Raw genomic sequence first — 24,068 nt, forward strand, 5'->3', positions numbered from 1 at the left:
CCGAAAGAACATCATGACATTAGCAAAACATATCGGCGCCCTGAGCGTCATCGGCTGCGCCCTGCTGGCGAGCCAGGCAGCCCGGGCCGACGAGCCTTTCGTCAATCCGGAGTGGGCCAACAGCGCGTGGTACATCGGCGCCGGCCTCGGCCAGTCGCGCGCCAATATCGACAATGAACGCCTGACGCGCAGCCTGACCGCCAACGGCGCCAGCCTGTCGTCCTTCAAGGTCGACGAGCGCGAGCTGGCCTATAAACTGTACGTCGGCAAGCAGCTGAACCGCTACTTCGCGCTCGAGGCCGGCTTTTTCGACCTCGGCAAGTTCGGCTTCGACGCCACCACCTCGCAAAATGGCCGGCTGGTGGGCGAAGCGGGTTTCCGCGGCGTCAACATGGACCTGGTCGGTCAGCTGCCGCTGTCCGAGCGCTTCTCGGTGCTGGGCCGGGTCGGCATGAATTACGCCAAGGCCAGCACCCATTTCAGCGGCAACCGCCTGTTCGCGGTGACCAATCCCAACCCGAGCGAGCGCAAGCTCAATGCCAAGGCCGGACTGGGACTGGAATACAAATTCAGCGAAGCGCTGGCGCTGCGCGCTGAAGTCGAGCGTTACCGCGTCAACGATGCCGTCGGCAATCGCGGCGATGTCGACCTGGCGTCGGTGAGCCTGGTGTACAAGCTCGGACGTCCCGCGGCGAGCCGCCCGGTACCCGTCACGCCGGTGGCGCCTGCCGCGCCAAGCGTGACGCCGGCGCCGGCCATTGTCCAGCCGGCCCCGGCCGCGCCGGTGCTTGTATCGGAAAAAGTATCGTTCGCCGCCGAAGCGCTGTTCGACTTCGACAAGTCGGTGGTCAAGCCGGCAGGCAAGGCTGCCCTCGACGATCTGCTGGGCAAGCTGCAAGGCATGAACACTGAAGTGATGGTTACCGTCGGCCACACCGACTCGGTCGGTTCGGACGCCTACAACCAGAAGCTGTCGATGCGCCGCGCCGAAGCGGTCAAAGCCTACATCGCGTCGAAAGGCGTCGACAGCGCGCGCATCTACACCGAAGGCAAGGGCGAATCGCAACCGGTGGCCGATAACAACAGCGCCGAAGGGCGCGCCAAAAACCGCCGCGTGACGGTGGAAGTGGTCGGCACCCGCAGCGTCAACAAGTAATCCACCCGCAACAATTGCTTGACCGGGGGCAGAGCCCGGCCTGACCCGCCTTGTCCATTCTTTCCCACGCAGGGCGGGAATGGCCGCAGCGGGACTTTTCCGTTGTAATTAAGTACAATGTTGCCAATCTTTAAGTCGTTATGTTCGCTATCGCACAGAATTGTGCGTTGCGGAAGACAATCATGTTGAATACATCTCGTAACGACGAGAAATTTTCATTCCCCAAGGAAGATTTAATGAACATCCAAAAACATACAAGAACTTTGCTCTGCGCAACCGGCTTGCTGGCTGCGGCGGTGCTCGCCGCGTGCGGCGGCAGCAGCGACAACGGCCGTGATCCGATCCTGGGCCTGCCGGCTGCGGAACTGGTCAGCGTCAGCGTTACCCCGGCCACGGCCACTGTCCTGGTTGGTGCCAGCCAGCAATTCATGGCCACCGCCAGCTATGCCGACGGCACCTCGCGCAACGTGACGGCCCTGTCGACCTGGGCCTCGGCCTCGCCGGCCATCGCCCGCGTCACCCCTGCGGGTGGCCTGGCAACCGGCCTGACCCCGGGCAGCGCAGCCATTACCGCCGCCTTCGGTGCTAAAACCGGCGCCGCCACGCTGCTGGTCAATGCCCAGACCCCAGTCACGCCACCGGTGGTGGTGAGCCTGACCGGCCTGTCGGTGACCCCGGCCAGCGCCACCGTCCGCGTCGGCGCCAGCCAGCAGTACACCGCGATCGCCACCTATTCCGACAGCTCGACCGCAGTCATCACCAACAACGTGAACTGGGTCTCGGGCAGCACCGCGATCGCCACCATCGCCCCATCGGGCAGCGCCACCGGCGTCGCCGCAGGCAATGCCGTGATCACGGCCAGCACCGGCGACAAGAGCGCCACCGCATCGCTGGCCGTCACGCCCGCGCTGATCACCGATCCGCCGCCGCCAGTGGTGGTGGTGCCGCCGGTTGTGGTTCCACCAGTCGTGGTGCCGCCAGTGGTCGTGCCGCCGGTCACCACGCCGTCGGAGCCGACGCCGCCCGTGATTGATTCCCCAAGCGATGGCAGCATCGGCCTGGGCAGCATGCGCGACTTTGCCGTGCTGGCAAGCACCACCATCACCAACAACGCCGGCGGCACGACGCTCGTGACCGGCAACGTTGGCGGTCCTGTGCAAAATGTCGAACCGCCGCAAGCGCCCGGCTACCGCAACATCAAATCGGGTTTCGACCTGAGCCGTCCTTTCGAGGACCTGCAAACCGCCGTTTTCAATGGTAACAACCGTCCTTGCACCGTCCTCTCGGACGTCGGCATCGAACTCGGCGGCCTGGTGCTCGAGCGTGGCGTGTATTGCTACTCGGGCGCCGTCACCCTGAACGGCAAGCTGACCTTGCGTGGCCCGGGCCCGTTCATCATCCGCGCCAAGTCGACCCTGACCACGGCACCGAACTCCATCATTGAACTGACCAATGGCGCCGATCACAACACCGTGTTCTGGATTCCGTTCGGCGAAACCAACCTCGGTGCCAAGAGCGCGTTCCAGGGCACCATCCTCGCCGGCGGCGAAGACATCAAGGTCGGCGATGGCGCGTCGGTGTTGAACGGTCGTTTGTTGAGCGGCAAGGCTGTCGTCCTGCTCAACAACAAGATCACCAAATAATAAAAAACTCGAGAGAATACAATGACATTCACTAAAAAAGCGGGCCTCATGGGCGCCATCGGCTGCGCCCTGGTGGCCGGGCAGGCGACGGCGGCGGACGACGTCTTCATCAATCCGGAATGGGCCAACAGCGCTTGGTACGTGGGCGGCAATGTCGGCCAGTCGCGCGCCAAGATCGACGATGTGCGCCTGATCCGCAGCCTGACCGCGAATGGCGCGTCCATGACCAACTTCACGGCCGATGAGAAAGATGTCGGCTACAAGTTGTACGTCGGTAAGCAGCTGAACCAGTACTTCGCGGTAGAAGCAGGCTTGTTCGATCTGGGCAAGTTCGGCTTCAAGTCGACCACCAACCAGAACGGTACGCTCAACGGCGAAGCCGGTTTCCGTGGCGCCAACCTGGACCTGGTAGCGCAAGTGCCGCTCTCGCAGCGTTTCTCGGTATTCGGCCGCGCTGGCATGAACTATGCCAAAGCGACCACGCGTTTTAACGGCAACCGCCTGTTCGCGGTGACCAATCCGAGCCCGAGCGAGCGCAAGCTCAACGCCAAGGCTGGTTTCGGCCTGGAATACAAGTTCAGCGAAGCGCTGGCCTTGCGCGGCGAAGTCGAGCGCTACCGCGTCAACGACGCCGTCGGCAACCGTGGCGAGGTCGACCTGTTCTCGGTCGGCCTGGTCTACAAGATTGGCCGTCCGGCCGCCAAGCCGGTCGCCGCGCCGGTCGAGCCGCCGCCGCCAGCGGTCGTGCCGACCGTCGCGCCAGCCGCCGCCCAGCCGCCGGTCGAGCCAGCCAAGCCGGTGCCAACGTCGGAAAAGACCACCTTCTCGGCTGAAGCCGTGTTCGCTTTCGACAGCGCCGTGCTGCGTCCAGCGGGCAAGGCATCGCTCGACGAGCTGCTGAGCAAGCTGCAAGGCATGGATACCGACGTCATGATCACGGTCGGCCACACCGACTCGATCGGCAGCGCCGCGTACAACGAGAAACTGTCGCTGCGCCGGGCCGCGTCGGTGAAGGCGTACCTGGTATCGAAAGGCATCGATGCATCGCGCGTCTACACCGAAGGCAAGGGCGAAACCCAGCCGGTTGCCGACAACAAAACCGCTGAAGGCCGCGCCAAGAACCGCCGCGTCACGGTGGAAGTGGTCGGCATGCGCCGCTAAGCCGATCCGGCTCGCAGTGCAAAAAAACCGCCCGGCCTCGCGCCCGGCGGTTTTTTTACATCCGCCCCGCGCCCACCACCACCGGTGTCAGGTCTGACAATCGGACACGTGCTCAGCACTAGCACATCACCCCCCATCGGTGTCAGGTCTGACAATCGGACACGTGCTCAGCAATAGCGCGCAGCCTGGTGTTGAGGTCGTGTCCGAATGTCAGACCTGACACCGGCGGGGGAGTTTTGGTGTGGGAACGTACGGTGGCGACAAGCGGACTGGGGTCTAATGGCGGCTGATCATTGATTGGCAGCTCCTCCATGCGCAAGAAAAACGACGACGCTCCCGCCATCGCACCGCTGGCCCGGCCCGGCTTCGTCCAGGTGCGCGGCGCGCGCGAGCATAACCTGAAGAACGTCGATGTCGATATTCCGCGCGATGCGCTGGTGGTGTTTACCGGCGTATCCGGCTCCGGCAAGTCATCGCTCGCTTTCGGTACCTTGTACGCCGAGGCCCAGCGGCGCTACCTCGAATCGGTCTCGCCGTATGCGCGCCGCCTGTTTCACCAGATGCCGGTGCCCGAGGTCGACGATATCGACGGCCTGCCGCCGGCCGTCGCCCTGCAGCAGCAGCGCGGCTCGCCCACCACCCGCTCGTCGGTCGGCAGCGTCAGCACCTTGTCCAATTCGCTGCGCATGCTGTATTCGCGCGCCGGCGATTATCCGGCGCGCCAGCCGCTCTTGTACGCCGAATCGTTTTCACCCAATACGCCGGAGGGCGCGTGCACGGAGTGCCATGGCCTGGGCCGCGTGTACCAGGTCACCGAACAGTCGATGGTGCCCGACGATAGCCTGACCATCCGCGAACGCGCCGTCGCCGCCTGGCCCACCGCCTGGCACGGCCAGAACCTGCGCGATATCCTCGTCACCCTCGGCTACGATGTGGATACGCCCTGGCGCGACCTGCCCAAGAAGGTGCGCAACTGGATCCTGTTCACCGACGAGACGCCGACGGTGCCGGTCTACGCCGGCTTCACGCCCGACCAAGTGCGCGCCGCGCTCAAGCGCAAGGAGACGCCCAGTTACCAGGGCACCTTTACCGGTGCGCGCCGCTACGTGCTGCAAACCTTCGCCACCACCGAAAGCGCGTCGATGAAAAAGCGCGTGGCTCGCTACATGGTCAGCGCCGAATGCCCGCTGTGCCGCGGCAAGCGCCTGCGCCAGGAGTCGCTCTCGGTCACCTTCGGCGGCATGGACATCGCCGACATCTCGCGCCTGCCGCTCGAACGCCTGTCGGCGCTGCTGCGTCCTTTCGCCGACGGCAGCGCCAAGCGCAACGCCAAGGCGGCAGCCGCGCATCCCGAAAAAATCATCGTCACGCGCCGCATCGCCGAAGATCTGATCGCGCGCCTCGACGTGCTGCTGGCGCTGGGCCTGGGCTACCTGTCGCTCGAGCGCAGCACGCCGACCCTGTCGCCGGGCGAGTTGCAGCGCCTGCGCCTGGCCACCCAGGTGCGCTCCAACCTGTTCGGCGTGGTGTATGTGCTCGACGAACCGTCGGCCGGCCTGCATCCGGCCGATACCGAAGCCTTGTTGACGGCGCTGGCCCAGCTCAAGGCGGCCGGCAATTCGCTGTTCGTGGTCGAACACGCGCTCGATGTGATCCGCCACGCCGACTGGATTGTCGATGTCGGCCCCGCAGCGGGGGAGCAGGGCGGCCAGCTCCTGTACAGCGGCCCGCCCGAGGGACTGCGCGATGTCGCGGCGTCGCACACGCGCCGCTACCTGTTCGCGGCCGATCCGCCGCCAGCCCGCACGCCGCGCGAACCTGCGGCCTGGCTGCGCCTGGAAGGCGTCACCCGGAATAACCTCGACCAGCTCGATATCGACCTGCCGCTCGGCGTCATGGCCAGCGTGACCGGCGTATCGGGCTCCGGCAAATCGAGCCTGGTCAGCCAGGTGCTGGTGGACCTGGTCGGCGCGGCGCTGGGCCAGCCGCAGGTGGCGCAGGCGGACGAAGGCGACGAGCCCGAACACGAAGAAGTCATCCCCACCGAAGGACGCATCGCGTCCGGCATGGAGCGCATCTTGCGCCTGGTGCGGGTCGACCAGAAGCCGATCGGACGCACGCCGCGCTCGAACCTGGCCACCTACACCGGCCTGTTCGACCATGTGCGCAAGCTCTTCGCCGCCACCAGGACGGCGCGCGCGCGGCATTATGACGCGGGCCGCTTTTCGTTCAACGTGGCCAAGGGCCGCTGCGGGCATTGCGAAGGCGAGGGCCAGGTGATGGTCGAACTGCTGTTCCTGCCCAGCGTGTACGCGCCATGCCCGACCTGCAACGGCGCGCGCTATAACGCGAAGACGTTGGAAGTGACCTGGAACGACAAGAACATCGCCGAGGTGCTGGGGATGACGGTCGATGCGGCCGCCGGTTTTTTTGCCGACGAAGCGCCGGTGGCGCGCTCGCTGGAGGTGCTGCGCGATGTCGGCCTGGGCTACCTGCGCCTCGGCCAGCCGGCCACCGAGCTCTCTGGCGGCGAAGCGCAGCGCATCAAGCTGGCCACGGAGCTGCAGCGCGCCGCGCGCGGCAATATGCTGTACATACTCGACGAACCGACCACCGGCCTGCATCCGTCGGATGTGGACAAGCTGCTGGTGCAGCTCGAACGCCTGGTCGATGCCGGTAACAGCGTGATCGCGGTCGAACACAATATGCGGGTGGTCGCGGCGAGCGACTGGGTGATCGATATCGGACCGGGCGCCGGCGACGCGGGCGGCAAGGTCGTCTATTCCGGGCCGCCGGCCATGCTGGCGCGTGAAAAACGCAGCCGCACGGCACCTTACCTCGGCAAGTTCCTGCAAGGAGGCTGACCGGTGCGTTTGTGGACGGGATGCGGGAAAAGCGGCAACGACGATGCGCTCGCGCGAGCGGCGCGACAAGAACGGCTACGCGGCGAACGCGTAGCCCCGGGCGTGCTCGCCAAGGCGGCGGCGGGGGTAGGGTACCGGCGACGCGTCAGCGCGCAAAACGCAAAACATCCGCTGCTTAATGGAAGAACAGCGCGGCGGCGTATTCGTTCAGCACATCGGTGGAGCACAACAGATACGTGGCGGCGCTAGCCAGGCCTACGTGCAGGGCAGCCCAAGTCAGTGGAAAAAAGCGCATCATGATGTCCTCCGGTCGTGCGTTAGGTAAATTGCTTCTGGTATGTGATCATCTTAACCAAGGTTCTCAGTAGTAACTATCGGCAAAACGTCCGACGACATGTAGGACGTTGGCTCGCCATCTCGGCTGTTGTCTTCCTCCTACGAAAAATGTAGGCGGCGTCCTATGGTGCACCGTTTGTGTGCGTCTTAAAGTTGTGTCATGACTACTCACAACCGACAACTGCTCAACAACGGCGCCCGCGCCGCCCGCCGCCATACCATCAAGAAACTGCTGCGCTCGATTTTCGGGGTGGAGAGTTTGCGGGATGGCCAGCAACAGGTGATCGACAGCGTCCTCGACGGCAAGGATACGCTGGCAATCATGCCGACCGGCAGCGGCAAATCGCTGTGCTACCAGATTCCGGCGCGCATCCTCGAAGGGACTACGATCGTGGTCTCGCCGCTGATCTCGCTGATGAAAGACCAGCTCGAAAAACTCGATGCGCTCGGCGTGCGCGCCGTGCAGGTCAACAGCAGCCTGACGCGCGAGGAGGAAGAGGCGGCAATGGACGGCATCCGCAGCGGCTTTCACGAGATCGTGTTCTGCACGCCGGAGCGCTTGTCGACGCCATCGTTCCTCGACACGCTCAAGGAAATCAAGATCGCCCTGGTGGTGATCGACGAAGCGCACTGCATCTCGCAGTGGGGCCACGATTTCCGTCCCGCCTACCTCGAAATGGCGGCCGCCATCGACGCCCTGAAACGCCCGCCGGTGCTGGCCCTCACGGCCACCGCAACCGAGGACGTCATGTCCGACATCGCGCGCCAGCTTGGGCGTGCGCGCATGAACGTCGTCAATACCGGCATCTATCGTCCAAACCTGCATTACCGCGTGGCGCAGGTCACCAACAACAGCGAGCGCCATGCGCGCGCGCTGGAATACGTGCAGGCGTCGACGGGTGTGGGCATCGTCTACGCGGCCACCGTCAAGGCGGCCGAAGAGATGCTCGACATCCTGGTGGGCGCCGGCGAAAGCGCCACGCTCTATCACGGCAAGCTGCCCGCAGCTGTTCGCAAGCGCAACCAGGATGACTTCATGTCCGGCGACAAGCGCGTCATGGTCGCCACCAACGCCTTCGGCATGGGCATCGACAAGCCGGACACGCGCTTCGTGCTGCACCTGCAGCTGCCGGCCAACCTCGAAGCCTACTACCAGGAGTCGGGCCGCGCCGGGCGCGATGGGCTCGACGCCGAATGCACCTTGCTGTACTTCCAGGACGACAAACGCCTGCAGCAGTTCTTCCTCGTGAAGCACTACCCGACCGCCAACGACCTGAAAGCGATTTATGACGCGGTATGCGCCATGGCCGAGGAAGAGGAGGTGGTGTTCGACCGCCTCGACGACCAGTTGCAAGATCTCGCCTCGGGCAAACTGAAAATCTGCCTCAAGCTGCTCAAGGACGGCAAGCTGCTGCGCCAGAACCGCAAGCTCGAATACGTGGTAACGCCAAAAGAAGCCAGCGTCGACCTGTTCGAAGCGCTCTCCGCCATCTACGCACGCAAGCAGGAGCGCGACCGCGAATCGCTGGAACAGATGGTATCGTACGCAGTGAGCGGCTTTTGCCGCTGGAAGGTGCTGCTCGATTACTTCAAGGATGAAGTCGAGGGCTTCGACAAGTGCTGCCGCTGCGATAACTGCAAGAACCCCCCGGCGGTGGCCGAGATCGAGATCCGCGACGACGAATTCGAACGCGACCCCGAACCGTCACCGGCGGCCCCGCGCTTCGAGCCCGGCGCCCAGGTGCGCGTGCCCAAGTTCGACCTCGGCACCGTGGTGTCGATGGCGGGAGACCAGGTCACCATCGTCTTCCCCGAACACGGCGAAAAGACCTTCCTGGTCGATTACGTTGACGCTGTCTGACAAGGAGAAGACACACATGTCGGACATGGTAGTGGTACGCAAGGAGGGGCTGTTCTGCGTCCCCGGACAGTTCTACATCGACCCGTGGCGGCCGGTGGACCGCGCTGTGATCACCCACGCGCACGGCGACCACGCGCGCGTCGGCCACGGCCACTATCTGTCGGCGGCGGGCGGCGTGAACGTGCTGCGTTCGCGCCTGGGCGACATTCACATCGACGGCCTCGAATACGGCGAGCGCATCGTGCATAACGGCGTGACGGTCTCGCTGCACCCGGCCGGCCACGTGCTCGGCTCGGCCCAGGTGCGCATGGAGCATCGCGGCGAAGTGTGGGTGGCGTCGGGCGACTACAAGGTCGAACCGGACCGCACCTGCGTGCCGTTCGAGCCGGTGCGCTGCGACACCTTCATCACCGAATCGACGTTCGGCCTGCCGATCTACCGCTGGCAGCCGGAGCAGGAAATTTTCGACGACATCAATGCCTGGTGGCGCAAGAACGCCGACGAAGGCCGCGCCAGCGTGGTCTTCGCCTACTCCTTCGGCAAGGCGCAGCGCATCCTGTCGGGCCTCGATCCGTCGATCGGCACCATCATCTGCCACGGCGCGGCCGAGCCGATCAACCGCGTCTACCGCGAAGGCGGAGTGGCGCTGCCGCCCACCGTGCTGGTGACCGATGTCGAGAAGGCGGCCATCAAGCGCGCGATCGTGATCGCACCGCCGTCGGCCGGCAATTCGACCTGGATGAAGCGCTTCGGCGACTACAGCGACTCATTCGCCAGCGGCTGGATGCAGCTGCGCGGCGCGCGCCGCCGACGCGGCGTGGACCGTGGCTTCGTGCTGTCCGATCACGCCGACTGGCCGGGTCTGATGACCGCGATCCGCGCCACCGAGGCGCCGCGCGTGATCGTCACGCACGGCTCGATTCCCATCATGGTGCGCTGGCTGCGCCAGGTCGGCCTGGACGCTTCCGGTTTCGACACCGAATACGGCGACGAGGACGAAGCCGTGGAAGCTGCCGCTGCCGCTGCCGCTGCCGCTGCCGCTGCGCCGGCGCCCGAAGGGACGCCCGAGGGGACGCCCGAGGTGACGGATGCGTGAGTTTGCCCGCCTGTACACCGAGCTCGACGAAACCACCGCCACCAACCGCAAGCTCGAAGCGCTGCAAGCCTATTTCGGCAGTGCCGCGCCCGACAACGCCGCCTGGGCGGTCTACTTCCTGGCCGGCGGCAAGCCGCGCCAGGCGGTGCCGACCAAGCTGCTGCGCCAGTACGCGATCGACTACGCGCAGCTCGACGAATGGCTGTTCGACGAGTCCTACAACGCCGTCGGCGACCTGGCCGAAACCATCGCCCACATCCTGCCGCCGCCCGAACAGCAAAGCGACATCGGCCTGGCCGAGTGGATGCGGGAGCGCATCGGCCCCTTGCGCGGCGCCGATCCGGCCGCCATCCGCACCGCCTTGTTCGGGTTCTGGAACGAGCTCGATTGGCGCGAGCGCTTCTTGCTGACCAAATTGATCGGCGGCGGCTTTCGGGTCGGCGTGTCGAAACTGCTGGTCACGCGCGCGCTGTCGTCGCTGTCGGCGGTCGACAGCAAACTCATTGCCCAGCGCCTGATGGGCTGGACCGATGGCAGCGTGCGGCCCACCGCCGCCGGCTTCCTGCAATTGATCGCGGCCCAGTCGGACGAAGAGCACAAGCTGCGCGGCGGCCATCCGTACCCGTTCTTCCTGGCGCACCAGTTGCAGGGCGAGCCGGAAGGGCTGGGCGAGGTGGGCGACTGGCAGGTCGAATGGAAGTACGACGGCATCCGCGCGCAGCTGGTGCGGCGCGGCGCGCAAAACTATCTGTGGTCGCGCGGCGAAGACCTGATCACCGAGCGCTTTCCCGAACTGGCGGCGCTGCATCTGCCCGAAGGCACCGTGGTCGATGGCGAAGTGCTGATCTGGACCGAGGAAGGCACGCCGGCCGCGTTTGCGGACCTGCAAAAGCGCATCGGCCGCAAGACCTTGTCAAGCAAGCTTCTGGCCGAGCTGCCGGCGGTGCTGGTGGCCTACGACCTGCTCGAACAAGATGGCGTCGACCTGCGCGCGGTGCCGCAGCACGAGCGCCGCGCACGGCTGGAAGTGCTGGTGCGCGACACCGATCAGCCCCAGCTCAAATTGTCGCCATTGATCCATGCGGCCAGCTGGCACGAACTGGCCACCGTGCGCACCGAATCGCGCGCGCGCGGCGTCGAGGGCATGATGGTCAAGGCGCGCGACGCCCAGTACGGCGTGGGCCGCACCAAGAACGTGGGCACGTGGTGGAAGTGGAAGGTCGACCCGTACACCATCGACGCGGTGCTGATCTACGCGCAGGCGGGCCACGGCCGGCGCGCCTCGCTCTACACCGATTACACCTTCGCGGTGTGGGACGGCGAGGGCGAGGAGCGCAAGCTGGTGCCCTTCGCCAAGGCGTATTCGGGCCTGACCGACGCCGAGATCGCGGTGGTCGATAGCGCGATCCGCAAGACCACCATCGAAAAATTCGGACCGGTGCGCTCGGTGAAACCGACCATGGTGTTCGAGATCGGCTTCGAAGGCATTGCGCTGTCGACCCGCCACAAGGCCGGCATCGCGGTGCGCTTTCCGCGCATCCTGCGCAAGCGCGACGACAAGACCATCGACGATGCCGACACGCTCGATACCCTGAAAGGCCTCCTGGCCGCCGCCGGCTCATGAGTCAGAACCAATGAGCAAGAGCCAGATGGCACAGGCCATCGACGACTGGTTCGCCGGGCGCAAATGGAAGGTGTTCCCGTTCCAGCGCGCGGTGTGGCGCGCCGCGCTGGCCGGCGAATCGGGCCTGCTGCACGCGAACACCGGCGCCGGCAAGACCTACGCGGTGTGGCTGGCGGCGCTGCTGCGCGGTGCGCTGGCCGGCAAGCGCCGTGCGTCCGGCCTGCGCGTGCTGTGGATTACGCCGATGCGCGCGCTGGCCGCCGATACCCAGCGCGCGCTGGAAGAGTCGAGCGCCGTGCTGGCGCCCGGCTGGACGGTCGGCGCGCGCACCGGCGACACTGGCTCGGCCGAGCGCGCGCGCCAGTCGCGCGCCATGCCGTCGGCGCTGATCACCACGCCCGAGAGCCTGTCGCTGCTGCTTAGCCACGCGGCCGCGCAGACCCAGTTCGCGAGCCTGGACATGATCATCATCGACGAATGGCATGAACTCATGGGCAGCAAGCGCGGGGTGCAGGTGCAGCTGGCGCTGGCGCGCCTGCGCCACTGGAACCCGCAACTGGTGGTGTGGGGCCTGTCGGCCACGATGGGCAACCTGGCGCAGGCGCAGGATGTGCTGCTGGGAGAAGGGAAGGGCACCCTGGTCGAGGGCGACCTGAAAAAGGAGATCCGGGTCGATACCCTGATTCCGGCCAACGTGTCGCGTTTTCCTTGGGGCGGGCATCTGGGCATCGCCATGCTGCAGCCGGTGATTCAGGAAATCGAGGACTACAACGCGACCCTGGTGTTTACCAACACCCGCTCGCAGTCGGAGCTGTGGTACCAGAACATTCTGGAAGCGCGTCCCGACTGGGCCGGCGTGATCGCGCTGCATCATGGCTCGCTGGCGCGCGAAGTACGCGAGTGGGTCGAAAACGGCCTGAAAAAGGGCGATCTGAAAACGGTGATCTGTACCGCCAGCCTGGACCTGGGCGTGGACTTTTTGCCGGTCGAACGGGTGCTGCAGATCGGCAGCGCCAAGGGCATCGCGCGGCTGCTGCAACGCGCCGGGCGCAGCGGCCACGCGCCGGGAAGGGTCTCGCGCGTGACCCTGGTGCCGACCAACAGCATGGAATTGCTGGAGGCGGCCGGCGCCAAACAGGCGGTCGCCTCGCGCCGCATCGAAGGGCGGCTGGTGCCCAACAAACCGTTCGACGTGCTGGTGCAGCACCTGGTGACGGTGGCGCTGGGCGGCGGCTTTCGCTCCGAGCAACTGTATGAAGAAGTGCGCAGCGCCTGGTCGTACCGCGCGCTCACGCCGGAAGAATGGCAATGGGCGCTCGATTTTGTCGCGCGCGGGGGACAAAGCCTGACCGCCTATCCGGAATACCAGCGCGTGGTCGCCGACGACGAGGGCGTGTACCGCGTGCCGAGCGTGGCGCTGGGGCGGCGCCATCGCATGGGCATCGGCACCATCGTCTCCGATTCGACCATGCAGGTGAAGTACATGAGCGGAGGGCGCATCGGCAGCGTGGAGGAATCGTTCATCTCGCGTTTGAAAGCCGGCGACCATTTCCTGTTCGGCGGGCGCATCCTGGAATTCATCCGCGTGCACGAGATGACCGCGTTCGTCAAGCGCGCCACCGGTGCGCGCGGGGCGGTCACGCGCTGGCAGGGCGCCAAGATGCCGATGTCGTCCGAACTGGCGCACGCCGCGCTGGAAGAATTGCGCCACGCCGCGCGCGGCGAGTTTCGTGGCCCGGAAATGGCGGCGATCCGGCCCTTGCTGGAGATCCAGCAGCGCTGGTCCGCGCTGCCGACCATCGATACGCTGGTGGTGGAAGCGATGACCAGCCGCGAGGGCTATCACCTGTTCATGTATCCGTTCGCGGGCCGCTCGGTGCACACGGGACTGGCTTCGCTGTTCGCCTACCGCATCGCGCGCGTGCAGCCGATGACGTTTTCGATCGCGGTCAACGATTATGGTTTCGAACTGCTGGCGGCCGAACCGGTGGACTGGGCGCGCGCCTTCCGGGCCGCATCCGCGAACGCGACCGGTGCCGAGGTGCCGCTGTTGTCGACCGAACTGCTGCTCGAAGACGTGCTGGCCAGCCTGAACGCGACCCAATTGTCGCAGCAGCGCTTCCGCGAAGTGGCGCGCATCGCCGGGCTGGTGTTCCAGGGCTATCCGGGCCAGCCGAAAAGCACGCGCCAGATCCAGGCCTCGTCGTCGCTGTTTTTCGAGGTGTTCCGCAAACACGACGCCGGCAACCTGCTGCTCACGCAGGCGCAGCGCGAGGTGATGGAGCAGGAGCTCGAACTGACGCGCCTGCGCGACACCCTGGCCGATCTGCATGCGCGCGGCGTGGCCTATCATGAAATCAAGCGCGCCACGCCGTTCGGCTTTGCGCTGATGGTCGAGCGCTTCCGCGAAAAACTCAGTACCGAAAAACTGTCCGACCGCGTGGCGCGCATGCTGCGCGAACTGGAGAAAGCAGCCGTTCCATGACGTATCGCGAAATGCGGCTGGCCGACGAAACGGTCCTGCTGCTGCCTGAAAAGGCCTTGTACTGGCCTGCGCGCCAGATGCTGGTCATCGCCGACATCCACTTCGGCAAAGCCGCGTCGTTCCGCGCCCAGGGTGTGCCGGTGCCGCGCGGGACCACCACCGAAAACCTGGACGCGCTCGACGCCCTGACGGCCGCGCATCCGACCCGCGAGATCGTCTTCCTGGGCGACTTTTTGCACGCGCGCGCCGCCCACGCCTCGGCCACGCTGGCCAGCATGCTGGCCTGGCGCGCGCGCCACCCAAGCCTGATATTGACCCTGGTGCGCGGCAACCACGACAAGCACGCCGGCGACCCGGCCGCATCGCTGGCGATCGGCATGGTCGACGAGCCGCACACGGTGGGGCCGTTCGCGTTCTGCCACCATCCCGACATCGCGGCGCCGGGCTACGTGCTGGCGGGGCATGTGCATCCGGTGTACCGGCTCTCGACCCGCCTCGATTCGCTGCGCCTGCCGTGCTTTCTGATCGGACCCACGCGCATGGTGCTGCCGTCGTTCGGGGCGTTTACCGGCGGTTTTGCGGTCACCCCAAGCGCGGGGGAGCATGTGTGCGTGAGCTCGGGAGAGGCGGTGCATTGCGTACGCTAGCGCACCGACGCCCCCAGGCGGTCAGCGTAACTTGACGTGACTGCCGGAAATATCCGGCCCCGCTGTCCAATCCCCGAGGAGAACAATATCAAAACCAAGACCATCATCGGCGCTGCGCTCGTGGCCACCATGCCGCTCTTTTCCCTGACCCTGGCCCTGCCTGCCCACGCTCAGCAATATAACAACAACGCCGCCGCCTACAACCCGGTGATCCGCGGCTTCGACGTGGAAGAAGTACGCAACCTGAAACCGGGCGTGGAACTGAACTTCAACCTGTACGGCACGCCGGGCGGCCGCGCCACGCTGAGCATCGCCGGCGCCAACCGCAACCTGAACCTGACGGAAACCGAACCGGGCCAGTACGAAGGCACCTACACCCTCGGCAGCCGCGACAACATTACCGGCCGCAGCGCCGTGACCGCCAATCTGCGCGTCGGCAACCAGGTCACCAGCGGCGTGCTCAGCGAATCGCTGCTGCGCGACGTCGGCCGCCATCCGCGCGACAACCAGGGCCGCGAACGCGCCGCCGATGTGCCGCGCATTTCGCGCTTCGATGTCCAGGCCAATGACGACCTGACGCCGGGCAACGAGCTGGTGTTTTCGGTGTACGGCACGCCGGGCGCCAAGGTCGACATGGCCATTGCCGGCACGCGCGGCGTGTTTTTCCTGCCGGAAGTCAATCCTGGCGAATACACGGGCGGCTACACGATCCGCCGCGCCGACCGGATCGCGCCGAACAGCGCCGTGACAGCCAATATGCGCGTGGGCAACCGCGTCTCGACCGCGACCTTGAATAAGCCGCTGCGCCTGGCGTCCGCCACGCCGGCACCGCGCGACGTGCGTTATTGCACCAATTGCGCTACCGTTGACGCGATCAACGTGGTCGAAGTCAATGGTGACGGCAACTATCTCGGCACCATCGGCGGTGGCGTGGTTGGCGCCGTGTTGGGCAGCCAGGTCGGCAAGGGCAGCGGCCGCACCGCTGCGCAGATCGCCGGCGCCTTGGGCGGTGCCTACGTGGGCCGCAATATCGAGCGCAATGCCAAGAAAACCCAGCATTACGAAGTGGTGATCCGCTTTGCCAACGGTGGCACCCAGACCGTGACGTACGAAAACGATCCGGGCCTGCGCGTGGGCGAAAAGGTCAAGATCAACGATGGCGTGCTGTCGCGCGACCAGTAAGCTGGTTTATCTAAGTAAAAACGGCGCCCCGAGGGGCGCCGTTTTTGCGTGCCGACAAAGTTCAGACAGTGGTCGTGGCCAGCGCTTTGGCGTCGGCCGCTTGCCCGGCTTCGGCCTTGGCTTTGGCGGCGGCGCTGTTCTGCTTGGCGCGCGAGCGCGATGGCGGCAGGCGGCGCAGGGTTTTCAGGGCATCGGCGTCCTTGATGCCGATGGTGCGCTGGTCGACCGTGATCAGCCCGATTTCGTTAAACGCCGACAGGGTGCGGCTGACGGTTTCCAGGGTCAAGCCCAGGTAGCTGCCGATTTCGTGGCGCGTCATGCGCAGGTTGAACAGCTTGCTCGAATAGCCCATGGCGGCAAAACGGTCGGCCAGCGACACCAGGAAGCGCGCCACGCGGGCTTCGGCGCTGAGCGCGCCGAGCATGCCGATCATGGCTTGTTCGCGCACCAGTTCGCGGCTCATCACGCCGTACATGACGTTTTCGAGTTCCAGGTGCACGCGGCCGAGCGCGGTCAGCTTCTTGAACGGCAGCAGGATCAGGTCGCAGTCGGACAGGGCCACCGCTTCCGAGGCGTAATGGCGGGTGTGGATGCCGTCGACGCCGAGCATGTCGCCCTTCATGGGGAAGCTGAGGACTTGTTCGTTGCCGAATTCGTCGATGAGCACGGTTTTGAGAAAGCCGGAGTTGACGATGTAGAGGGTGTCGAAGGCCTGGCCGATGGTGTGGACGCGCTGGCCGGTCTTGAATTGCACATGCTGGAACAGCAGTTCTTCACTGTTGATCGAGACCGCCGCGCTGATGTGCAGCAGGTCGCAGACTTCCTTGAGGTTGGACCAGAGGCGGCCCTGACGCTGCCGGCCAGCTTCCATCGGGGAGGAATGCATGGTCGAGGTGGTGGTGTTGCGGGTGTCTTGCGGGGGCGTGGTCAGCATGCTCATCTCCAGGGGTAGGAAAATTCGAAGTTTCAGGCTGCGGGTATCAGGCTTGAACAACGATCTGACGGACCTGCGACCGGAGCTTCAAAAGTGATGTACAGCACGGCTGGCTAGCTTGCGTAAGAACAATTTGTGAACCGCAGGAAAGCCGAATCGCTGGATTTAAGTATGCCAACACGAGTCCGGCATTGATATCAGCGAACGCTGAATCTGGGAGTAGGATTGGGCGCGCTCTTGTAGGACTATTCCTAGTCGAGGCGCCGTCCTACAGAGTGAAAACTGGGGTATGGCGAGGTGGTGCGGCGACTGCTACTGATGGGTACAGAATCCATCTACTTGAGGTTTCTCGGCACGAAACCGGCGCGCCGCTGTCTAAAACTTTTCGGGCTTGTCGGTTTGATCTCAGGTCTTGAACGGCGACAGCAGGCGATGGGCCACGGCGTACTGCACCATTTCCGACAGCGAGGTCATGCCCATCTTTTGCATGATCCGGGTTTTGTGGGTGCTGACCGTCTTCACGCTCAGGTGCAGGCTGTTGGCGATCTCGGTAATCGACTTGCCGCCCACCAGCAGCGAAAACACTTCGAATTCGCGGTCCGACAATTGCTTGTGCAACAGTTGCTCGTTGGGCGTCATGATGTTCAGCGCCAGCTGCTCGGCCACTTCGGTGCTGATGTACGGCCGCCCCGACGCCACCTTGCGGATCGCCCCCACCAGCTGGGTACCGGCGCTTTCTTTGGTCAGGTAGCCCTGGGCGCCGGCGCGGATGGCGCGCACGGCGTACTGCTCTTCCTCGTGCATGGTGAGGATCAGGATAGCCAGCTTGGGCGCTTCGCTGCGGATCTGGCGGATCAGGTCGACGCCGCTGCGTCCCGGCATCGACAAGTCCAGCAGCAACAGGTCGAAGCCGCCCTGGCGCACGTGCGACAGCACTTCGAAGCCGTTGATGGCTTCCCCGACGATATCGATGTCGAGGGCGCCGTCGAGGATGCGCTTGAGGCCCTCGCGCATGATCGTGTGGTCGTCGGCTACAACAATGCGTATCATAAAATTGCAATCAAATAAGTAGGCAAACAAACATGAACGGCGCAGGCGCCGCTGAAAAACGACGCGATAGCCAAGCGGACGCGAGCCGCACCGGCGCGAACGCCCCGCAGTCCATCCAAGGGTACGGCAAAATTGTCAGTTGCGCCATATTCAGAACTGCTAGGTGCCAGCTAGGTTCCCGGCTCCTTGATCAGCCGGTGCACCAGGACCGGCTTGCTGGTATGCGACAGCACCTTGTTCGTCACACTGCCCAGCAGCAACTGGCCCCAGCCGCTGCGTCCGTGCGAGCCCATGAAGATCAGGTCGCACTGGCGCTGCTCGGCCACCTCGACGATTTTCAGGGCGGCGGCGTCGGCGAACTCGGTCAGGCACTCGCAACGCACCCCCGCAGCTTGCGCGGCCTGCAGGATCGAGGCGAGGTGTTCGTGGCCGATGCGCTTCATCTGCGCCACGTATTCCTCTTCGGTGGGGTAGGAGGGCGGGATGATTTCCACGTACACCGGGTATTGATAGTCGGGCGACACATACAGGGCCAGCACGTCGGCGCCCATTTGCCGCGCAAATTTCACGCCGGCACAGGCTGTGTGCTTCGATACCGCCGAGCCATCCGTCGTAATCAGAATTTTCCGATACATGATGAGTTCTCCCACGCAGCAGGTCGTATTCTGTATTGTAGTGCGTGATTTCACGATTGATAGAACGCAAACCTTTGATCTTGATCAAACAGCAGGTCGAACCGGCGCCGGACCGGGCCACTGTTTTTTACCTTTTGGTTATTGCCACACCCGCCTGCGCCACGCCCTGCTTACGAAATACAACACTCCTCAGTATCAATTGCACATCAAAGTCACGTTTTAATTATCGATGGCACAAGTTTCGCGTGCCATTTTGCCGCGACCCATGCACAGTGATTTACCAAGGGCACTTCACACTGCTAAACTCGCGTAAACCGGCGATGTTGCCGCGCATCATGCTTTGCCCCAAACTTGCATGCCAGGACCAGACACCAGCAACTTGATTGCGAACACCTTACAAACATGGAGAAGCAGGGACTATGACCGACGCCGCTGATGATTTCGACGCATTATTCGAGGAAGTGTCCGCGCAGCGCAGCAGCGAACCGGCGCCCGCAGTTGCGCCGGCGCCCGCCGCCGCTGCCGAAGACGACATGGATGCACTGTTCGACCAGGTCGCTTCGACCCGTCCATCCGAGCCGGCGCCAGTTGTCGCGGCCGCGCCGCTGGTCGCCGCCGTGGCCGCCGCCGCACCGGCTGCGGACGGCGCCGCCGTCGAAACCGACGAGCACGGCAAACCCATGTTCGAGCGCCTCGGCGGCATTGTGCGTCTGCTGCACGACTCGCTGCGCGAACTGGGCTACGACAAGGCCCTGTCGGAAGCATCGACCCAGATCGTGGACGCCCAGGACCGCCTGGAATACGTCGCCAGCCTGACCGAGCAGGCCGCCAACAAGGTCCTCAACACGCTCGACGAAGGCATGCCGGCGCAGGACGTGCTGTCCAAGCAAGCCAAGGCGATGGACACGCGCTGGGCCGACCTGTTCGCTGGCAAGCTCAGCATCGACGAATTCAAGACCCTGGCCGGCGACTCGCGCGCCTTCGCCCAGACCGTGACCGACGCCACCGAAGCCGAAAAAGCGCGCCTGCTCGACATCATGATGGCCCAGGACTTCCAGGACATCACCGGCCAGCTGATCAAGAAAGTCGTGATCATCACCAAGACCGTGGAACACGAACTGGCCGAGCTGCTGCGCGACAACGCGCCGCCGGCGGTCCGCGAAAAACTGCTGCACAAGCCAGCGCTGATGTCGGGTCCGTCGGTTCCGTCCGTCGCACTCGATCAAGACAATGTTGACGACCTACTTGCCGATCTGGGATTCTAATGGACGATATGCTCAAGGATTTCGTCGTCGAGGCGATGGATCTTGCAGTCAACGTAGAAGAACACCTGCTCGCCCTCGAGCGCGATCCGAACAATAAGGAAACGCTCAACGCGGTGTTTCGCTCGTTCCACACGATCAAGGGCGGGGCCGGTTTCATGGGCTTGCCGGCCCTGGTGGCGGCCTGCCACCTGACCGAGAACCTGTTCGACGCGCTGCGCACCGGCGCCGCCCCGGTTACGCCGATCGCGATCGAAGCGGCGCTGCAAGCATCCGGTTTTGTGGCCGACCAGCTGACCGACCTGTCGAACGGCGCCCGTCCCGAACAACTGGCCTCGATGCCCGACTCGCTCGAACGCATCCTGGTCAACGCCATCGAAGGCAATGCGCCGGCGCCAGCGGCCGCGCCGCCAGCACCCGTGGCTGCACCGGCTCCGGTGGCCGCACCTGCCACTGCCGCGCCGGCCGCCGCCGTCTCGACCAGCGGTCCGGGCGCCGATGGACTCGACTGGGAAGCGATGTACGTCTCGGTGATCCCGGCCGGTACCTACACACCGGCCGAAAAGCCTGCCGCCGCCGCTCCCGCCGCCGCCGAACATGCTAGCGCCCCGGTAGCCGCCGCGCCGGCACCGGTGGCCGCAGCCGCCAAGCCGGCCGCCGCCGACGCCGGCGCCGACCGCCGCGAAGAAAAGGTGCAGGAATTCCGCGCCGCCTCCGCCCCGGCCAAGGAAGACAGCATCCGGGTCGACGCCGTCAAGCTCGACGCGCTGCTCGAAGTGGCCGGAGAATCGGTGCAGGCAGCCAACCAGGCCGCCGTGCTGCTCGAACGCCTGCTGCAATTCAAATTCGAAGGCCCGGCCGCCACCCTGATGGCGACCCTGACCGAAACCCTGGAACGCGCCTCGCGCTATTCGGCCGAACTGCAGCGCGCCACCCTGGCCACGCGCATGCAGCCGGTGGGGCGCCTGTTCCAGAAATTCCCGCGCCTGGTGCGCGAGCTGGCCAAGGACTTGGGCAAGGACGTCGAACTGACCATCGAAGGCGCCGAGACGGAAGTCGACCGCGTCGTGGTCGACAGCCTGTACGACCCGCTGGTGCACATGCTGCGCAACGCGCTCGATCACGGCGTGGAGTCGCCCGAAGACCGTCTCGCCGCCGGCAAGCCGGCCAAGGCCTTCATTTCGCTCAAGGCCTGGCAGGAAGCGAACAGCGTCATGATCGTGCTGCAGGACGACGGCAAGGGCATGGACCCGCACGCGCTGCGCCGCAAGGCCGTGCAAAAGGGTTTGATCGGCGAAAGCGGCGCCCCGACCGACGAAGAAGCCTACCAGCTGGTGTTCCTGCCGGGCTTCTCGACCAAGGAAGTGGCGTCCTCGGTGTCCGGCCGCGGGGTCGGCATGGACGTGGTCAAGACCGCGGTGGAAAAGAACCGTGGCGCGATCCACATCGATTCCTCGCTCGGCCACGGCACCAAGTTCGCGATCCGCCTGCCGATTGAACTGTCGATCGTGCCGACCATGCTGGTATCGACCTCCGGCGCCGCGCTGGCGCTGCCGATGGCCGTGGTCCAGCGCGTGGTTGAACTGCCCGACAATTTCATGAACGTCGGCGGCGCGCCGGTGCTCAAGGACCAGGGACGCCCGCTGCCGGTGCGCTCGCTGGCCAGCGCGCTCGGTTACGAAGCCTGTTCCGAAAAAGTCGGCATCGTCGTCGCCGCGCCCCAGCCTTACATCCTCGCGGTGGAAGCGGTGGACGGCACCGCCGACCTGGTGATCAAGCCGATGACGGCCATCAGCGTGGACGGCATCACCGGCACCGCGCGTTCGGCCGAGGGCGAACTGGTGCTGGTGGTGGGCCTGTCCTTCCTCATGGACGGCTGCCGCGGCACCCTCAAGGTCGCCGCCTGATCCTGCCTGATCCCGCCTGACCGCCGCCCCGGATGCGCTCCGGGGCGGCGCGTATTTCCTCCCCCTTTTCTTCCCAAATTTACAACAGTCAAGTTGTGTTGCCGGTCAATACATGGCACGATGACGTCCGCTGTTCTTGCAGTGTGAAAACTTTTATTGAGATTTGATAATAATGACTTCGGAAACTTTCGAGCAGGTGCTCACCGCTGCGCAGGCGCAGGGATCGATTAATCCAGCGTGGAAAAAATTCGTGAATACGAAGTTTTTCGTTCCTGTGGCCCAGCCTGGCACCGGCGAGACTGGCGGCGTCAAGCTGCGCACCCGTGACAGCCAGGGCGACGGCACCCGGTCGATCGTGATCTCGGAAGTGCGCGAGCGGGCCGAAGACGGGCAGGGCAGCTTGCTGGCCGCGCTCTCGGGCGCCGATGTGGTGCGCCTGCTGCAGGCCGACGCCGCCATCGTCGTGGCCCTCAGCGAGCGCAGTTTCGACATCGCCGCCGACCGCGTCGCCTGGCTCAGGAAAAGTATCGAATCGTCGCTGGCCAGGGCCGCTGCCGCGAAGGCTGGTGTTGCCGCAGCCGCAGCAGCACCCGCAGCCGCACCCGCAGCGGTAAGCGCGCCTGCCGTTGCCGCCGCCGTTCCAGCGGCCTCGCCGGTCTTCCTCGGCAAGCCCGAAGCGGTCCAGCCAACGCCGCCAAAGCCCCGTAATAATGGTCCGCTCGATGTGGCCGCGCTCAAGCCGCGCCATGTCACCATCCCCAAGATCGGCCTGAAATTCTACGTACCTGGCGCATGGCGCGATTCGGTCATGTCGAACGGCATGCGCTTCCACGACGACGAAGGCGGCACCGTGCTCGAAGCGATCGGCTACCTGCGTCCCGACGTGTCGCTGAACAAATGGATCGAGCAGCGCGTGGCCATCATCAAGCACGAAATGCGTTACCTGAAGCAGGACGGCGAAGCCTATGCCCTCAACGGCGCCGAGTGGGGCGACCGGGTCACCGGCCGCGCCATCGAATTTACCGGCACCATTCCCGGCCACGCCGGCGAAAGCCGCTACCTGGTTGCCTTCATCCGGGTCGATGGCATCGTGGCCGCGCTCACGCTGCGCGCGCCGGCCGAGGCCTTCGAGGACAACCGCGCGCTGTACAAATGGTTCCTGGCGCGCGTCGAAATCGACGAGATGGCCGCGCCCGAGCCCTACCGCGCCCCCGCTTCGGGCGGGCGCACACGTGAAGACGACCCCGCGGAGCGCGACGCGCCTGCCGTATTCGGCTTCTCGATGGAAGGGCGCATCGGGCGCTTGCGCGCGATGGCGTATTCCCTGCTGATCTTCCTGCCTATGGTGGCGCTGGCGATCGTGATACCCCTGCTGGGGATAAAAGACGGCAACGGTGTAATGGCCGTGATCGGCATCTCTGTCATCGTCTCGGCGATTTTTTGCGTGCGGCTGATGGTGCTGCGCATGCACGATGTGAACCTGAGCGGCAAATGGATTATCGGCTTCATGCTTGCGGTCGCCGTCTGCGGCGCCGCCGGCGGCAAGGAGTTCGCCACCTTCGGGTCGGTCATTTTCTGGCTCGGCATGATCATCATTTACTGCTTCATTCCCGGCACCGATGGCGACAACGACTTCGGCGACGCTCCCGGCCCCAACTCCACCCTGGTCAAGGTCGGCGCCGGCGTGTTCATCGTCTTCCAGCTGTTCTCGCTTGGCGCGCAGGGCAAAATGCGCAGCGCGGGCGGCTACGACGCGATGCGCGCCGAACGCACCAGCTGGACCTCGGCCGACGGCGCCATGACGATTGCTTTCCCGGCCAAGCCGAACGAGGTACCGGTTCCGGCCGGGGTGAGCGAGCGTCTCGGCAGCGGCGGCGTGCAGCAGCTCGGCGCCACCCTGAAAGGAACGGTCTACTCGGTGCAGGTGATCGACCTGGGCCAGACGCCGCCCGACGCCGAAGCGCTCCTGCAGCGCATGCAGGACACGGTGGTCGGCGCGGATGGCGAGCTGGTGTCGGGCGCGACCCAGCGGCGCCTCGGCAGCTATGCGGCGCGCGAGGTCAAGGTACGCGCCCGCGGCGGCAAGATGCGCTGGGCGAAGATGACGACGGCCGGCACCAGGATGTACATGGCGATGGCCGAGTCGCCGGATGCGAAGTCGGAGCAAGCCGCCGAAGCCTTCCTGAATTCCTTTATCCTGAACCGCTGAGCGAGCGCGTTCGCCT

The 24,068-nt window shown here is 65.1% G+C and carries 18 protein-coding genes; 14 read left to right on the forward strand and 4 right to left on the reverse strand.

Features of this window, described 5'->3' with window-relative positions; all coding sequences use genetic code 11:
* The first annotated feature begins 13 nt into the window (after positions 1–13).
* The 4 genes from F2P45_RS37210 (at position 14) to F2P45_RS05790 (ending at position 6,824) form a co-directional block, all read left to right on the forward strand.
* Positions 14–1,156 (forward strand): OmpA family protein, encoded by a 1,143-nt coding sequence (locus tag F2P45_RS37210; protein WP_166871359.1) that lies wholly within the window; start codon positions 14–16, stop codon positions 1,154–1,156.
* Positions 1,157–1,392: 236 nt separating this feature from the next.
* Positions 1,393–2,799, forward strand: coding sequence for an ice-binding family protein (locus F2P45_RS05780; RefSeq protein ID WP_229504932.1), 1,407 nt, complete (start codon positions 1,393–1,395; stop codon positions 2,797–2,799).
* 21 nt (positions 2,800–2,820) lie between these two features.
* Positions 2,821–3,960: an OmpA family protein gene (locus F2P45_RS05785; protein WP_166871363.1), complete on the forward strand. Its 1,140-nt coding sequence runs from the start codon at positions 2,821–2,823 to the stop codon at positions 3,958–3,960.
* A gap of 311 nt (positions 3,961–4,271) precedes the next feature.
* Complete coding sequence (locus F2P45_RS05790; protein WP_166871365.1) at positions 4,272–6,824, forward strand: excinuclease ABC subunit UvrA; 2,553 nt, start codon at positions 4,272–4,274, stop codon at positions 6,822–6,824.
* Positions 6,825–6,999: 175 nt separating this feature from the next.
* Here the strand turns inward: F2P45_RS05790 and F2P45_RS36725 are convergent, their stop codons facing one another.
* Positions 7,000–7,122: a hypothetical protein gene (locus tag F2P45_RS36725; protein ID WP_267877337.1), complete on the reverse strand. Its 123-nt coding sequence runs from the start codon at positions 7,120–7,122 to the stop codon at positions 7,000–7,002.
* Positions 7,123–7,320: 198 nt separating this feature from the next.
* Between F2P45_RS36725 and F2P45_RS05795 the strand changes: the two genes are divergently transcribed.
* The 6 genes from F2P45_RS05795 to F2P45_RS05820 all read left to right on the forward strand — a co-directional run bounded on the left by F2P45_RS05795 (position 7,321) and on the right by F2P45_RS05820 (position 16,055).
* Complete coding sequence (locus F2P45_RS05795; RefSeq protein WP_166871367.1) at positions 7,321–9,021, forward strand: RecQ family ATP-dependent DNA helicase; 1,701 nt, start codon at positions 7,321–7,323, stop codon at positions 9,019–9,021.
* Positions 9,022–9,037: 16 nt separating this feature from the next.
* On the forward strand, positions 9,038–10,117 hold the full coding sequence (locus F2P45_RS05800) for a ligase-associated DNA damage response exonuclease (RefSeq protein WP_166871369.1): 1,080 nt from the start codon (positions 9,038–9,040) through the stop codon (positions 10,115–10,117).
* Entirely contained in the window at positions 10,110–11,741 is a 1,632-nt protein-coding gene (locus F2P45_RS05805) for an ATP-dependent DNA ligase (protein ID WP_166871371.1), read from the forward strand. Before F2P45_RS05800 ends, F2P45_RS05805 begins: the two co-directional genes overlap by 8 nt.
* A gap of 10 nt (positions 11,742–11,751) precedes the next feature.
* Complete coding sequence (locus tag F2P45_RS05810; protein WP_166871373.1) at positions 11,752–14,226, forward strand: ligase-associated DNA damage response DEXH box helicase; 2,475 nt, start codon at positions 11,752–11,754, stop codon at positions 14,224–14,226.
* Entirely contained in the window at positions 14,223–14,873 is a 651-nt protein-coding gene (gene pdeM, locus F2P45_RS05815; RefSeq protein WP_166871375.1) for a ligase-associated DNA damage response endonuclease PdeM, read from the forward strand. Before F2P45_RS05810 ends, pdeM begins: the two co-directional genes overlap by 4 nt.
* 129 nt (positions 14,874–15,002) lie before the next feature.
* Positions 15,003–16,055, forward strand: coding sequence for an outer membrane lipoprotein (locus F2P45_RS05820; RefSeq protein WP_166871377.1), 1,053 nt, complete (start codon positions 15,003–15,005; stop codon positions 16,053–16,055).
* Positions 16,056–16,116: 61 nt separating this feature from the next.
* Here the strand turns inward: F2P45_RS05820 and F2P45_RS05825 are convergent, their stop codons facing one another.
* The 3 genes from F2P45_RS05825 to F2P45_RS05835 form a co-directional block, all read right to left on the reverse strand.
* Positions 16,117–16,926: a Crp/Fnr family transcriptional regulator gene (locus F2P45_RS05825; RefSeq protein WP_166871584.1), complete on the reverse strand. Its 810-nt coding sequence runs from the start codon at positions 16,924–16,926 to the stop codon at positions 16,117–16,119.
* 468 nt (positions 16,927–17,394) lie between these two features.
* Complete coding sequence (locus F2P45_RS05830; RefSeq protein ID WP_054263975.1) at positions 17,395–18,039, reverse strand: response regulator; 645 nt, start codon at positions 18,037–18,039, stop codon at positions 17,395–17,397.
* Positions 18,040–18,209: 170 nt separating this feature from the next.
* Complete coding sequence (locus tag F2P45_RS05835) at positions 18,210–18,674, reverse strand: universal stress protein (RefSeq protein ID WP_166871379.1); 465 nt, start codon at positions 18,672–18,674, stop codon at positions 18,210–18,212.
* Between F2P45_RS05835 and F2P45_RS05840 the strand changes: the two genes are divergently transcribed.
* The 4 genes from F2P45_RS05840 to F2P45_RS37215 all read left to right on the forward strand — a co-directional run bounded on the left by F2P45_RS05840 (position 18,673) and on the right by F2P45_RS37215 (position 24,052).
* A complete protein-coding gene (locus F2P45_RS05840; RefSeq protein WP_223164680.1) occupies positions 18,673–18,897 on the forward strand; it encodes a hypothetical protein in 225 nt (74 codons plus the stop codon). The genes F2P45_RS05835 and F2P45_RS05840 overlap by 2 nt on opposite strands.
* A gap of 196 nt (positions 18,898–19,093) precedes the next feature.
* Positions 19,094–19,939 (forward strand): protein phosphatase CheZ, encoded by an 846-nt coding sequence (locus tag F2P45_RS05845; RefSeq protein ID WP_166871383.1) that lies wholly within the window; start codon positions 19,094–19,096, stop codon positions 19,937–19,939.
* Positions 19,939–21,843 carry a chemotaxis protein CheA gene (locus F2P45_RS05850; RefSeq protein ID WP_166871385.1) on the forward strand — a complete coding sequence of 635 codons (1,905 nt, stop codon included), beginning with the start codon at positions 19,939–19,941 and terminating at the stop codon, positions 21,841–21,843. Before F2P45_RS05845 ends, F2P45_RS05850 begins: the two co-directional genes overlap by 1 nt.
* Before the next feature lie 250 nt (positions 21,844–22,093).
* Positions 22,094–24,052 carry a DUF805 domain-containing protein gene (locus F2P45_RS37215; RefSeq protein WP_166871387.1) on the forward strand — a complete coding sequence of 653 codons (1,959 nt, stop codon included), beginning with the start codon at positions 22,094–22,096 and terminating at the stop codon, positions 24,050–24,052.
* Positions 24,053–24,068: the final 16 nt, after the last annotated feature.

Source organism: Massilia mucilaginosa (assembly GCF_011682145.1).
In the GTDB taxonomy this organism is placed as follows: domain Bacteria; phylum Pseudomonadota; class Gammaproteobacteria; order Burkholderiales; family Burkholderiaceae_D; genus Telluria_A; species Telluria_A mucilaginosa.

What these genes read in the sequence shown, in the direction of transcription:
- F2P45_RS37210 (WP_166871359.1), top strand. Translation starts at nt 14, where the DNA reads ATGACATTAGCAAAACATATCGGCGCCCTGAGCGTCATCGGCTGCGCC.
- F2P45_RS05780 (WP_229504932.1), top strand. Translation starts at nt 1,393, where the DNA reads ATGAACATCCAAAAACATACAAGAACTTTGCTCTGCGCAACCGGCTTG.
- F2P45_RS05785 (WP_166871363.1), top strand. Translation starts at nt 2,821, where the DNA reads ATGACATTCACTAAAAAAGCGGGCCTCATGGGCGCCATCGGCTGCGCC.
- F2P45_RS05790 (WP_166871365.1), top strand. Translation starts at nt 4,272, where the DNA reads ATGCGCAAGAAAAACGACGACGCTCCCGCCATCGCACCGCTGGCCCGG.
- F2P45_RS36725 (WP_267877337.1), bottom strand. Translation starts at nt 7,122, where the DNA reads ATGATGCGCTTTTTTCCACTGACTTGGGCTGCCCTGCACGTAGGCCTG.
- F2P45_RS05795 (WP_166871367.1), top strand. Translation starts at nt 7,321, where the DNA reads ATGACTACTCACAACCGACAACTGCTCAACAACGGCGCCCGCGCCGCC.
- F2P45_RS05800 (WP_166871369.1), top strand. Translation starts at nt 9,038, where the DNA reads ATGTCGGACATGGTAGTGGTACGCAAGGAGGGGCTGTTCTGCGTCCCC.
- F2P45_RS05805 (WP_166871371.1), top strand. Translation starts at nt 10,110, where the DNA reads ATGCGTGAGTTTGCCCGCCTGTACACCGAGCTCGACGAAACCACCGCC.
- F2P45_RS05810 (WP_166871373.1), top strand. Translation starts at nt 11,752, where the DNA reads ATGAGCAAGAGCCAGATGGCACAGGCCATCGACGACTGGTTCGCCGGG.
- pdeM (WP_166871375.1), top strand. Translation starts at nt 14,223, where the DNA reads ATGACGTATCGCGAAATGCGGCTGGCCGACGAAACGGTCCTGCTGCTG.
- F2P45_RS05820 (WP_166871377.1), top strand. Translation starts at nt 15,003, where the DNA reads ATGCCGCTCTTTTCCCTGACCCTGGCCCTGCCTGCCCACGCTCAGCAA.
- F2P45_RS05825 (WP_166871584.1), bottom strand. Translation starts at nt 16,926, where the DNA reads ATGGAAGCTGGCCGGCAGCGTCAGGGCCGCCTCTGGTCCAACCTCAAG.
- F2P45_RS05830 (WP_054263975.1), bottom strand. Translation starts at nt 18,039, where the DNA reads ATGATACGCATTGTTGTAGCCGACGACCACACGATCATGCGCGAGGGC.
- F2P45_RS05840 (WP_223164680.1), top strand. Translation starts at nt 18,673, where the DNA reads ATGATGAGTTCTCCCACGCAGCAGGTCGTATTCTGTATTGTAGTGCGT.
- F2P45_RS05835 (WP_166871379.1), bottom strand. Translation starts at nt 18,674, where the DNA reads ATGTATCGGAAAATTCTGATTACGACGGATGGCTCGGCGGTATCGAAG.
- F2P45_RS05845 (WP_166871383.1), top strand. Translation starts at nt 19,094, where the DNA reads ATGACCGACGCCGCTGATGATTTCGACGCATTATTCGAGGAAGTGTCC.
- F2P45_RS05850 (WP_166871385.1), top strand. Translation starts at nt 19,939, where the DNA reads ATGGACGATATGCTCAAGGATTTCGTCGTCGAGGCGATGGATCTTGCA.